The 12,076-nt window shown below is 68.4% G+C and carries 11 protein-coding genes; 9 read left to right on the top strand and 2 right to left on the bottom strand.

What is annotated here, in order from left to right:
• Positions 1-173: 173 nt before the first annotated feature.
• Positions 174-1,271, bottom strand: coding sequence for a UDP-N-acetylglucosamine 2-epimerase (locus BLQ91_RS28455; protein ID WP_090101661.1), 1,098 nt, complete (start codon positions 1,269-1,271; stop codon positions 174-176).
• Positions 1,272-1,323: 52 nt separating this feature from the next.
• On the opposite strand from BLQ91_RS28455, the gene BLQ91_RS28450 reads away from it, so the two are divergent.
• The 9 genes from BLQ91_RS28450 (at position 1,324) to BLQ91_RS28410 (ending at position 11,645) form a co-directional block, all read left to right on the top strand.
• Positions 1,324-2,352: a glycosyltransferase family 2 protein gene (locus BLQ91_RS28450; protein ID WP_245733865.1), complete on the top strand. Its 1,029-nt coding sequence runs from the start codon at positions 1,324-1,326 to the stop codon at positions 2,350-2,352.
• Positions 2,349-3,608 carry a lipopolysaccharide biosynthesis protein gene (locus tag BLQ91_RS28445; protein WP_090101657.1) on the top strand — a complete coding sequence of 420 codons (1,260 nt, stop codon included), beginning with the start codon at positions 2,349-2,351 and terminating at the stop codon, positions 3,606-3,608. The genes BLQ91_RS28450 and BLQ91_RS28445 overlap by 4 nt, the downstream gene beginning before the upstream one ends.
• Positions 3,609-3,618: 10 nt before the next feature.
• Positions 3,619-4,359: a glycosyltransferase family 2 protein gene (locus tag BLQ91_RS28440; RefSeq protein ID WP_236215736.1), complete on the top strand. Its 741-nt coding sequence runs from the start codon at positions 3,619-3,621 to the stop codon at positions 4,357-4,359.
• Positions 4,360-4,368: 9 nt separating this feature from the next.
• A complete protein-coding gene (locus BLQ91_RS28435) occupies positions 4,369-4,767 on the top strand; it encodes a DUF2304 domain-containing protein (protein WP_090101653.1) in 399 nt (132 codons plus the stop codon).
• Positions 4,768-4,785: 18 nt separating this feature from the next.
• Entirely contained in the window at positions 4,786-5,994 is a 1,209-nt protein-coding gene (gene glf / locus BLQ91_RS28430; protein WP_090101650.1) for a UDP-galactopyranose mutase, read from the top strand.
• 6 nt (positions 5,995-6,000) lie between these two features.
• The gene (locus BLQ91_RS28425; protein ID WP_090101648.1) at positions 6,001-7,872 is read left to right on the top strand and encodes a glycosyltransferase; all 1,872 of its coding nucleotides are present in this window, start codon (positions 6,001-6,003) and stop codon (positions 7,870-7,872) included.
• A gap of 69 nt (positions 7,873-7,941) precedes the next feature.
• Positions 7,942-9,804: a glycosyltransferase gene (locus BLQ91_RS28420; protein ID WP_176959994.1), complete on the top strand. Its 1,863-nt coding sequence runs from the start codon at positions 7,942-7,944 to the stop codon at positions 9,802-9,804.
• A gap of 46 nt (positions 9,805-9,850) precedes the next feature.
• Positions 9,851-10,669 (top strand): PIG-L family deacetylase, encoded by an 819-nt coding sequence (locus BLQ91_RS28415; RefSeq protein ID WP_090101643.1) that lies wholly within the window; start codon positions 9,851-9,853, stop codon positions 10,667-10,669.
• A 154-nt stretch (positions 10,670-10,823) separates the two neighbouring features.
• Entirely contained in the window at positions 10,824-11,645 is an 822-nt protein-coding gene (locus BLQ91_RS28410) for a Hint domain-containing protein (RefSeq protein WP_143022850.1), read from the top strand.
• A gap of 119 nt (positions 11,646-11,764) precedes the next feature.
• Here BLQ91_RS28410 and BLQ91_RS28405 read toward each other — a convergent pair.
• On the bottom strand, positions 11,765-12,076 hold a 312-nt coding region (locus BLQ91_RS28405), incomplete at its 5' end, for a transposase (RefSeq protein WP_176959993.1).

Raw genomic sequence — 12,076 nt, 5'->3', positions numbered from 1 at the left:
GGGTTTCCCCGGCCGGGCGTTCTGCTTTTCGGGTGCGGGTTGCCGGCTGTCCGGTTGGGTGCGCGCGCCTGGCCTGTGTGGCCGGTCGCCTTGCGTTGGCGAGTGCGGGTCTTGTTCGTCGCAAAGAAAAATGCCCGGCACCCCTGAGGGGCCGGGCATTGTCCTTTGAGGACTCAGACGTAGCCGAGCTGCGTCAGCGTGTCCGCGATGATCTCGCTCGGGTGGTACTTCTCCATGATGGACGGACGGCGCAGGGTCTCGTACTCGCCGAGGAACTTCTCGAGCTTCGAGGTCTCCATGCCGGTCAGCACGATGTTCTGGCCGAGGCCCTGCTTGGTCTCCGTGCGCTCGCGGTGGATCGCGCACGGCATGCCGATGTAGCTGCACTCCTGCTGCAGGCCGCCCGAGTCCGTGACCACGAACTTGGCGCGGGCCAGGATCGGCAGGAACTGCAGGTAGCGCTTCTTCGGGCGCATGATGAAGCGCTCGTCGTCGAAGAGGTGGCCCCAGCCGTGCCGTTCGATGCGCTCCCGCTCCGGCGCGCCGGCCAGGTAGAGCATCGGGGTCTTCTCGCTGGCCTTCTTCAGCAGCTCCAGGGCCTCGCGGAACTTGTCCGTGCGGGACACGAGCTCGAAGCGGTGCAGGGTGGCGAGGCCGAACTCCTCGGGGAGGTCCTCGTCCGTGCTCGAGTTGATCGCCAGGCGCATCGCGTCGATGACGGTGTTCGCGCCGGTGTTCACGACCGCGCCGCGGGCGCCGCGGAGGTTGTCGACCTCGTTCTGCGACGGGGCGAAGTGGACGTCGGTGAACTTCGTCGCGATGCGGCGGTTGAGCTCTTCCGGCAGCGGCGAGAGCAGGCTGCCCGAGCGCATCCCGGCCTCGACGTGGGCGACGCGCGCGCCCAGAAGGCGGCGGGCGATGAGGCTGCCGTACGGGGTCGTGAAGGTGTCGCCGTGCACGACCACCAGGCCGGGCTTGCCGTCCGTGGTGAGGGAGCGGCGCAGCTCCTTGCGCTGGCTCCACGCGGTCTGCGCGACGGAGAGCGCCCAGCCGGGGACCTGCTTCGGGGTCTCCAGGTTGCGGGCCTTGCCCCGCGGCACCAGCCACAGGTCGGGCTCGGGCAGCTGGAGGTCTTCGAGGACGTCGGCGACCTCGTCGAAGTGCTGCGCGGTGAACCACAGCAGCGGCTTCGTGCCGCGGGCGACGAGCGCGTGGTAGACGGGTGCCACCTTGATGAGTTCAGCGGTGGTACCTGCGATGAAGGCGATCACGGGAAGGACCCCTGAGGCTCGGGATCAAAGGACCGCCTGGATACTGTCAGGTGTGACGAGCCGGAGCAAATCCCTCCCCGACGTCCCCAGCCTCAGCATCGTGATCCCGGTCTTCAACGAGCAGGACTGGATCGGCCGCTCGGTCGAGGCGCTGGTGACGTCGCTCGACCGCGCCGGTTGGCCTGCGGAGATCGTGGCGGTCGACGACGGCAGCACGGACGGCACGCCGAAGCGGCTCGTGGAGCTGACCGAGAAGTTCGGCATCACCGTGGTGAGCCAGGAGAACGCGGGCCGGTTCGCCGCGCGCCTGGCGGGCATCCGCGCCGCCACCGGTGAGCGCGTCCTGCTGCTCGACGCCCGCGTCATCATCGAGCCGGACGCCTTCCTGTTCCTGAAGGACCAGTTCCTGCGGCACCCGGAACGCAAGGTGTGGAACGGCCACATCAACGTCAGCACCGACGGCAACCCCTACGGCGGGTTCTGGGCCGGGCTGGTCGCGATCGGCTGGCGGCGCTACATGGCGAACCCGCGCCTGGTGTCGTTCGGCGCCGACGAGTTCGACGTCTACCCCAAGGGCACCGGCTTCTTCTGCGCGCCGCGCGAGCTGCTCGAGGCGGCGGCGCGGTCGTTCGAGTCCCTCTTCGACGACGTGAAGCTCGCCAGCGACGACACGCGCATGCTGCGGTGGATCGCCGAGCAGGAGAACATCCACCTCACGCCGGAGTTCGCGGCCACCTACAACAGCCGCGACTCGTTCAAGAAGTTCGTGAAGCACGCGTACTTCCGCGGCACCACGTTCGTCGACAGCTACCTCGACTCGCCCGGTCCCGCGCGCAACGCGCTGTTCGCCGCGATGGCGGTCGGTGTCGTCGGGCTCGTCATCGCGGCGAAGTTCCCGAAGACGGCGCTCGTGCTCGTCCTGCTGGGCATGGTCGCGGCGGGTGCGGTGGCCCGCAGGGCCGGCGCGTCCCAGGGCCAGGCCCTGGCCGTGTCGAAGCTGCTGCCCGTCTTCGCCGCGAGCTTCGGCTCCGGCGTGGTCCGCGGTCTGTTCCTCGCGCTGAAGAAGGCCTTGTCGAGGTGACCGGGAAGACCGCAGGCCGTTCGCTCGGCACCGTCGGAATCGCGGTGCTGGTCGCGGCGGGGCTGGGCTACCCGATCCTGATCGTGACCGGCCGGGTCCTGTCCGAGGCGGACGCCGCGGTCTTCCTCACGTTCTGGGGTCTCGTCTTCGGCGTCGGCAGCACCCTCGCACCCGTCGAGCAGGAGCTGTCCCGTCTCGCGGCGGTGGCGGACGTGGCGGGCAAGCGCGTCGGCGGGACCGCCGTGCGCACGGTCGCCGTGGCCGCCGCGGCCGTCGGGGTGTTCGGGCTGCTGGTCCTGGTGCCGCCGGTGAGCGAGCGGCTCTTCGGCGAGTACTCCGTGATCGCGCTCGTCGCCCTGGCGTCCGGGCTCGCGTTCGCCGTGCAGTTCGGCACGCGCGGCCTGCTCATCGGCTTCCACGAGGCGAAGTCGTTCGGCGGCCTGGTGGTCACCGAGGCGGCGGTGCGGATCGTGCTGCTCGGCCTCTTCCTCCTGCTCGGCCTGAACGGCGTGGTGCCGCTCGCGGTCGCCGTCGCCGCCGGGTCGTTCGCGTTCCTGCCGTTCGGCCTGCGCGCGCGCAAGCACCTCGACGTGGCCGGTGACGCCGAGCCGTGGGGTGTCGTCGCCCGGCGGATCCTGGTGCTGATGCTCAGCGCCGGCCTCACCGCGTCGGTGCTCACGGGCTACCCGGCGATCGTGAAGCTGTTCGCCACCACGCAGGGGGAGCTGGAGGCGCTCGGCGGCCTGGTCCTCGCGCTGAGCGTGGCCCGCGTGCCGTTGCTGCTGCTGTCCCCGGTGCAGGCGATGGCCGTGCCGACGGTCGTGCGGCTCTCGCAGGACGAGGAGGGGCACGGAAAGCTTCGCGCCCTGTTGGTCAAAGGTTCAGCCGGGGCGTTCGGGCTCGCGGCGGTCGGCGCGGCGCTCGGCTGGCTCATCGGCCCGTGGGTCGTCCAGCTCCTCTTCGGAGCGAAGTTCGACGTCCCCGGCTGGGTCGTGGCCGGTCTGGTGTGGTCATCGGTGCTGCTCGGCGCCGTGATGCTGCTTGCGGCCGTGCTCGTCGCCCGCACCGAGGGCGGCAAGGTGCTCGTGCTGTGGGCGGTGGTCGCGGCGCTCAGCGTGCTCGTGCTGGCGTTCGCGCCCGGTGACCTGGTGTTGCGCGCCGTGCTCGGCCTGGTGGCCGCGCCGACGGCCGGTGCGGTCGTCGCCATGGCTTTCGTGCTGCGGCCTGGTGTCCGTGCTGAAACATCCACTGGCTAGGCTCCTCGACGTGTCTGACTCTGTCGACCTGCGACGAGTGCTCATCGTGCTTCCCGCGTTGAACGAGGAGCACAACATCGAGAAGGTCATCGCCGAGGTGAAGGCCGCGCTGCCGGACGTCGGCGTGCTGGTCGTGGACGACGGTTCCACGGACCAGACCTCGCTGCGTGCCCGGGAGAGCGGCGCCAAGGTCGCGCGCCTCGCGGTCAACCTCGGTGTCGGCGGCGCGATGCGCACCGGGTTCCGCTACGCCGTGCGCAACGGCTTCGACGTCGTGGTCCAGGTGGACTCCGACGGCCAGCACAACCCGGCGCACGTGCCCGAGCTGCTGCGCGAGCTCGACCACGCCGACATCGCCATCGGCGCCCGGTTCGCGGGCAAGGGCGACTACAAGGCCCGCGGCCCGCGCCGCTGGGCCATGAAGCTCTTCGCCGTGGTGATCTCCAAGATCTCCGGCACGAAGCTCACCGACGTCACGTCGGGGTTCAAGGCCGCCGGCCCGCGCGCGGTGCGCCTGTTCGCCGCCCACTACCCGGCGGAGTACCTCGGTGACACGCTGGAGGCGCTCGTCATGGCCGCCAGGGCCGATCTGAAGATCGTCCAGGTGCCCGTGGAGATGCGCGTGCGCGCCGGCGGCACGCCGAGCACGTCGCCCGTGAAGTCCGCCGTCTACCTGCTGCGGGCCACCCTGGCGCTGACGCTCGCGCTCGTTCGCCGCAAGCCCAAGACCGGCTCCTTCGAAGCCGCTTAGGAGGCTCCCGTGTCTGCGTTCCGATTGCTGGCGATTGTGGTCGCGGCGCTCGTTCTCGTCGTCGTGATCGAAATGATGCGACGCCGCAAGCTCCGCGAGAAGTACGCGGGAATGTGGCTGTTCGTCGGCATCGGTGTGGTCTGCCTGGGCGCGATCCCGGGCCTTCCGACCTGGCTGTCGAACCTGACCGGGATCCAGCTCGCGGCCAACTTCCTGTTCGCCGCCGCCGCGTTCACGCTGCTCTTCGTCGTGCTGCAGCTGTCCAGTGAGGTGGGTCACCTCGAAGAAGAGGTGCGCACCACGGTCGAGGAGATCGCCTTGCTGCGTTGCGAGCTGGAAGGCGTGCGCGCTGAGCTGGACAAGCGCATCACGAGCGCCGAAGAACGACTTCTCCGAGCCCAGCCCTGAATTCGGGGCACTCCGGGCATGCAGGTAACCTCGCTTGCCGTGAGCTTCGCAGGTTATGACCTGATCGTCGTCGGTTCCGGATTCTTCGGCCTCACGGTCGCCGAGCGCACCGCGTCCCAGCTGAACAAGCGGGTGCTGGTGCTGGAGCGGCGTGACCACATCGGAGGCAACGCCTACTCGGAGGCAGAGCCCGAGACGGGCATCGAGGTGCACCGCTACGGCGCGCACCTGTTCCACACGTCGAACAAGCGCGTGTGGGACTACGTGAACCAGTTCACCTCGTTCACGAACTACCAGCACCGCGTCTTCGCGATGTACGACGGCCAGGCCTACCAGTTCCCGATGGGTCTGGGCCTGATCTCGCAGTTCGTGGGTCGCTACATGTCGCCCGAGGACGCGAAGGCCTGGGTCGCCGAGCAGGCCTCGGAGATCGACACCAAGGACGCGAAGAACCTCGAGGAGAAGGCCATCTCGCTGGTCGGCCGTCCCCTCTACGAGGCGTTCATCAAGGCCTACACGGCCAAGCAGTGGCAGACGGACCCGAAGGAGCTGCCCGCCGCGGTCATCAGCCGCCTGCCGGTGCGCTACACCTTCGACAACCGCTACTTCAACGACACCTACGAGGGTCTGCCGGTCGACGGCTACACCGCGTGGCTCGAGAAGATGGCGGACCACCCGAACATCGACGTCAAGCTGTCCACGGACTTCTTCGACGTCCGCGAGGAGATCCCCGCCGGCACGCCGATCGTCTACACCGGCCCGGTGGACCGCTACTTCGACTACTCCGAGGGCTGGCTGGGCTGGCGTACGCTCGACTTCGAGCAGGAAGTGCTGCCGATCGGCGACTTCCAGGGCACGTCGGTCATGAACTACAACGATGCGGACGTGCCGTACACGCGCATCCACGAGTTCCGCCACTTCCACCCCGAGCGCGAGTACCCGAGCGACAAGACGGTTATTGTTCGGGAGTTCTCCCGCGCCGCGGAGAAGGACGACGAGCCGTACTACCCGATCAACACGTCCGAGGACCGCGCGAAGCTGGAGCGCTACCGCGAGCTGGCCAAGCAGGAGGCCGCGGAGCGCAACGTGATCTTCGGTGGACGTCTCGGCACGTACAAGTACCTGGACATGCACATGGCGATCGGTTCGGCGCTGAGCGTGTTCGACAACAAGATCGCTCCGCACCTGGCGTCCGGTCAGGCGCTGGACGGGTCGCTGGAGGACTGAATCGCAATGCCGGGCAAGTCCAACCTCGTGGAGCACGAGGCGCCGGAGAAGCTGCTGACGCAGCGCGGCCTGTTCGCAGGTCCCTCGCAGATCGTCTCGGAGGACCTGTACGCCGAGGTGAAGCGCGGGATCGCGGAGCGGGAGCGCCACCGCATGGTGGTACACCCGAACGCCACGGTCACGATGAACACCTACTTCGGCCGTTTCCCCGCGTCGTACTGGCAGCGGTGGTGCGTGAGCCCTGAGGTGGAGCTCGAGCTCGAGGTGACCGGCTCCGGCCAGGTCTCCCTCGTCGCCTCGGACTCCGAGGGCGAGACCCGCACGGTCGCCGCGGAGAAGGTCGCCGGCGCGAAGGCGCAGAAGGTGCGCCTCTCCACGAAGATCGACAAGTTCACCGACGGCGGTGGCCTGTGGTTCGACGTGATCACCGGGGACGACTCGCTGGTCGTCGAGGGGGTCCGCTGGACGGTCGCGCCACCGAAGACGGTGCGTCCGACCGCGGTCGTCATCTGCACGTTCAACCGTGTGGACGACTGCCTCAACACGATGGCCGCGCTGGCCTCGGACTCGGAGCCGCTGAAGCTCGTCGACACGATCTACGTCGTCGACCAGGGCACGGACCCCGTCGAGTCGCGTGAGCGGTTCGCCGAGGTCTCGGCCGCGCTGGGCTCGAAGCTGCGCTACATCCGCCAGCCGAACCTCGGTGGTGCCGGCGGCTTCACGCGCGGCCTCTACGAGGTCACCGAGATCAACCACGCGGAGCACGCCAACGTCCTGTTCATGGACGACGACGTGCTGTGCGAGCCCGAGATCGTCATCAGGCTCACCGCGTTCGCGAACCGCACGACGCAGCCGACGATCGTCGGCGGTCAGATGCTCTACCTGCTGCACCCGAACTTCCTGCACGTCGGTGCCGAGTACGCGAACCTCGACACCCTCTCGCCGGGCCAGGTCGTGGAAGGCGCGCTGTTCAACGCCGACCTCACCGGGTACGACGAGGAGACGGGCAAGCGCAACGTCCAGGACAAGCGCGTCGACGCCGGCTACAACGGCTGGTGGTCGTGCCTCATCCCGTCGGAGATCGTGAAGGCGGTCGGCTACCCGCTGCCGCTGTTCTTCCAGTGGGACGACATCGAGTACGGCTACCGCGCCCGTGCGCACGGCTTCGCCACCGTGTCGCTGCCCGGCGCCGGTGTCTGGCACGCGGACTTCCACTGGAAGGACTGGGACGACTGGCACAGGTACTTCAACCTGCGCAACGCCCTGATCACCTCCGCGCTGCACAGCCGCTTCGACCCGAAGATGATCGTGCGCGGCATGGCGAAGCAGTTCGCCACGTACATCCTGGGCATGCAGTACGGCCTCGCCGCCACGCAGCTCAAGGCGGTCGAGGACTTCCTGAAGGGCCCGGACTTCCTGGCGGACGGCGGTGTGCAGGCGGCGGCGGACATCCGCAAGCTGCGCGCCGAGTTCCCGGAGACGGTGCGGCACCCGGCGTCGGAGATCCCCGGTTTCAAGCCGGGCAGCCTGCCGATGATCACCGCCGCGCCGACGCCGAAGCTCATCGCACCGGTGTTCGCCAAGCGCCTCGTGAACCAGCTGCTCGGCAAGTCCGTGCACCAGGCCGGTGCCGTTCCCGCCGGTGACGCCGCGTGGTGGCACGTCTCGCTGTTCAACACGGCGGTCGTGACCGACGCGTCGCAGGAGGGCGTGCGGGTCCGCAAGCGGGACAAGGAACTCGCGGTCCGCCTGTCCAAGCAGGGCGCCAAGCTGTTCCGCGAGCTGTACCGCAGGGCTCCCGAGATCCAGCGCTCCTACAAGGACGCGATGGGGAAGCTCACCAGCCGCGACACCTGGTCGCGGTTGTACGACCTCTGATCCACACAACGTTCTGCACGGGCGGTCCGGATCTTCCGGGCCGCCCGCACTACTGACGGGGGAAGGTCTGTGGACCAGAACTGCGTGCTGCAGCGGGTGATCCTGCCGAGGGACTCCGACCCGCTCGACGTCCGGCCGCTGTACCTGGACGAGCCGGACACCGTGCACTGCCACGTCGCGTCCCGCCGCAGCACCACGGTTCCCCCGTCGGCGAAGGTCTCCTTCGCCACCTACTTCAACGCCTTCCCCGCCTCGTACTGGAAGCGCTGGACGACCGTCGAAGAGGTCGTGCTGCGCCTGTCGGTGCGCGGCAGCGGTCGCATCGACGTGTACCGCTCACGGCCTTCGGGCGACATCATCCACATCGAGGGCCACTACGTCCGCGACGCCGGTGAGTGGGCCGACGTCGAGTTCACCGTGTCGCTCAAGCCGTTCGAGGACGGCGGCTGGATCTGGTTCGACGTCTTCACCGACGACGCGCCGCTCGAGATCCGCGAGGCGGCGTGGACGGTGCGTCAGCCGTTGCCGGAGCAGAAGGTCGCCATCGGCATGACGACCATGCGCCCGGTCGACGCCGTGATCGCGTTGCGCGCGCTGGGCGAGGACGAGGCCGTTCTGAGTGTGCTCACCAAGGTCTTCGTCGCCGACCAGGGTGCCGTGAAGGTCCGCGACACCGAGGGTTTCGCGGAGGCGGCCGCGCTGCTCGGCGACAAGCTCGAGGTCATCGAGCAGGACAACCTCGGTGGCTCCGGCGGCTTCACCCGCGGCATGTTCGAAGCGATCGAGCACAGCGACGCCGACCAGATCATGTTGATGGACGACGACATCCGCCTCGAGCCGGACGCCGTGCTGCGCTCCAACGCGTTCGCCCGCGCCGCCGCCCAGCCCGTGATCGTCGGCAGCCACATGCTGAACCTGCACTCGCGGGCCCGCCTGCACAGCTTCGCGGAGATCGTCGACCTCAACACGTGCTTCTGGCGCGCGGCACCGGGTGCGGTCACCGACCACAACTTCGCCACGGACTCGCTGCGGGAGACCAGGGAACTGCACCCGCGCGTCAACGCCACCTACAACGGCTGGTGGATGTGCCTGTTCCCGCGTGAGGTCGTGCGCCGCAGCGGCTACCCGTTGCCGCTCTTCATCAAGTGGGACGACGCCGAGTACTCGCTGCGCGCCCTGGAGCACGGCTTCCCGACGGTGTCGCTGCCGGGTTCGGCCGTGTGGCACATGCCGTGGACCGACAAGAACGACTCGACGGACTGGCAGGCGTACTTCCACACGCGCAACCGCCTGATCCTCGCCGCGCTGCACAGCCCGTACGACGTGAAGAACGGCATCGTGAAGCACGGCCTGAAGCTCACGCTGCGCCACCTGCTGTCGATGGAGTACTCGACCGTCGCCCTGCAGCAGAAGGCGATCGAGGACTTCCTCGCCGGCCCGTCGTCGTTGTTCGACTCGCTGCGCACCGCACTGCCCGAGGTGCGCAAGCTGCGCGCGGAGTACTCCGACGCGCAGACCCTGCCGTCGGCCCGCGAGTTCCCGCCGCCGACGTTCGACCAGGTGCGCGCCGAGGCCCTGCTGCAGCCCTCGCAGTCGAAGGTCACCACCGCCAAGCGCGCCGCGAAGTCGTTGCTGCACAACCTCAGCAAGCCGGCACCCGACGCCGCGGGCCGCCCGCAGATGAACGTGCCGGCCCTGAGCGCCCGCTGGTTCCTGCTGGGCAACCTCGACAGCGCGACCGTCTCCACCGCCGACGGCACCGCGGTGGCGTTCTACAAGCGCGACCCGCGGGAGTTCCGCGCCCTGGCCAAGCGGGCGGCCCGCAACTACCGCCGCCTCGGCCAGGAGTGGGACCAGCTCAAGCGCGTCTACCGCGACGCCCTGCCGGAACTCACCTCGACGGATTCGTGGCGAAAGGTATTCGAGCGCTGACTGCCCCCTCCTTCCCAAGGCATCCACACGGCCTTGGGAGGGAACCGTGGCGACAACGCTCAGCTTCATCGCGCACCCGGACGACGACCTGCTGTTCATGAACCCGGACATCGCCTGCGACGTCTGGGACGGGAACGACGTCTGGGTCGTGTACCTGACGGCGGGCGACATCCCGCAACGCCCCGGCGCCGCGTACGGCGGAATCCAGTACACGGAGATGCGCCTGGACGGCGCACGCGCCGCCTACGCGCGCACAGCCGGCGTCGCCAACGAGTGGTCGTACGAACAGATGACCTTCGGTGGCCACCCGGTGCCCACGAACAGGCTCGTGGGCACCAACGTGCGAATCGTCTACACGTACGTCCACGCCGCCGCAGGCCCCGAGGACAACTTCGGCGACCTCTGGCGCCTGCTCGCCGTGCCGGGCTTCAGGGCCCAGCCGATCGACGGCCGCCCCTCGTACACCTGCGACGAGTTCACCGGCATGCTCCGCGGCCTGATCGACACCGCCGCCCCGGACCTCATCCGCACGGGCAGCTCCATCGGCCACCGCGAAGGCGACCACGTCGACCACACGGCAGGCGCCATCCTCGTGGCCGACGCGGACACCGACGACGCCCGGCGAACCCTGGTCCGCCGCTTCGAGTACGACGGCTACAAGGTGCTCGGCTTCCCGGAGAACGTCCACGGCTTCCTGCGCGACCAGAAGACCGCGATCTGGGACGCGTACTGGCCGCACGACCCGGAGCTGAACGCCTGGAGCTGGCGCGGGGCGCTGAGCAGGCGGTACCAGCCGGACGGGCGGGTGTTCCACCCCGGCTCGGTGTGGGTGCCGCCCGCGGACTTCGCCAGTTCGGTGGCTTGAGCGCCCTGCGCAGGTACCGCTACGGCGACGACCTAGCCAGACGGCGCCCACAGGTACGGCGACGACCTGGCCAAGGCTGGCAGCCGAGTAGCGGACTTCGCCAGACATCATCAAGGCGACTGTCGTGAAACCTGGCGTCTCCGTCATCCAGACGGTGGCGGAGGAAGCGGTCTCGGACTTCGCCAACAGCCAGGTTCCTGGCCTGGGCGACGCGCTGTCGCTGCTCGGGCCGTCGAAGAAGCGCGGCAACGGAGCCGCGAAGGACGCGGGCCACAGCGGGCGCAACTCGGCTGGCGCGAGCTGCCCGACGCCGTTGAGCCGCAACAGCTTCACCGGGGACACGACCGTCCTGATGGCCGACGGGTCGCGCAAGCCGATCCAGGACATCAGGCTCGGCGACAAGGTGCTCGCGACCAACCCGCTGACGGGTGAGACCGCGGCCAAGGAGGTCACCGACGTTCGGTCATACAAGACCGACGCCACGTTGTACGAGGTTCACGTTGGTACGGACTCGGGTGTCGGCAAGATCGTCGCGACCGATGAGCACCCGTTCTGGGTTACCACGGTCGGCCGCTGGATCGGCACCGAAGACCTCAAGCCCGGGTATCGGTTCCTCACGGCGGACAACCGGCCGGCAACGATGCTCGGCAAGCGGACGTTCGCCGGGTCGAAGCTCGTCTACAACCTGACAGTCGATGGTCTCCACACGTACTTCGTGGGGGCGGCAGGCAGGAAAGCAGCCGCTGCTGACCTGCTTGTCCACAACGAAGATCCAGAAATCTCGATCGCGTCGACGTGCGACATCCCCGGCCTGCAGCGGGCAGTCGACGAAATGACGAGCAAGATGGGCGCCAGGGCGCGGGAGGGAACAACGGTCGGCGGTCTGCTCGTTTCGACGGGGAGTGGGCTCATGGGACTGTACGCAGTGGGTGCAACAGGAGAAATATCTGAAAAGCAGATGAAGTTGGCTGAATAGGGCGACGGCACGTTCCGCATGTACTCGAGGCTTCCGACCAAGAAACGTGCCATTGCCATGGGGGAGCCCCATCTGATCGGCAGAAATCATGCCGAAGGGAAACTGCTCCTAGTGGCGCGTCACGCAACGTTGGCCGGGTAATGGGTCCAGGTGCGGATGGGTGAGTCGGTGGCGAAGCCGGTCTTGGGCTTGGCGCGGGCGTTGCGCCAGCGGATGTAGGCGGCGATCGTGGTGTTCTGTTCGGTGTGGCTGCGATGGTCGGTGCCGTTGAGGGCGAAGTAGCGCAGTGCGGCGAACTCGGCCTCGATCCAGTTCAGCCAGGATCCGTAGGTCGGCAGGAACACCAGCTCGATCTGGTTGCCGGCGGCCCACTTGCGGATGTCGGGGTGGCGGTGCGGGGAGAAGTTGTCCATGACCAGGTACAACTTCTC

Origin of the sequence: Lentzea jiangxiensis (assembly GCF_900104175.1) — a bacterium.
GTDB lineage: Bacteria > Actinomycetota > Actinomycetes > Mycobacteriales > Pseudonocardiaceae > Lentzea > Lentzea jiangxiensis.
This window is presented reverse-complemented; position numbering and strand designations above follow the sequence as displayed.

Excerpts from the sequence above, each read along its gene's own strand:
- glf (WP_090101650.1), top strand. The coding sequence starts at position 4,786 with ATGCAGGTAACCTCGCTTGCCGTGAGCTTCGCAGGTTATGACCTGATC.
- BLQ91_RS28425 (WP_090101648.1), top strand. The coding sequence starts at position 6,001 with ATGCCGGGCAAGTCCAACCTCGTGGAGCACGAGGCGCCGGAGAAGCTG.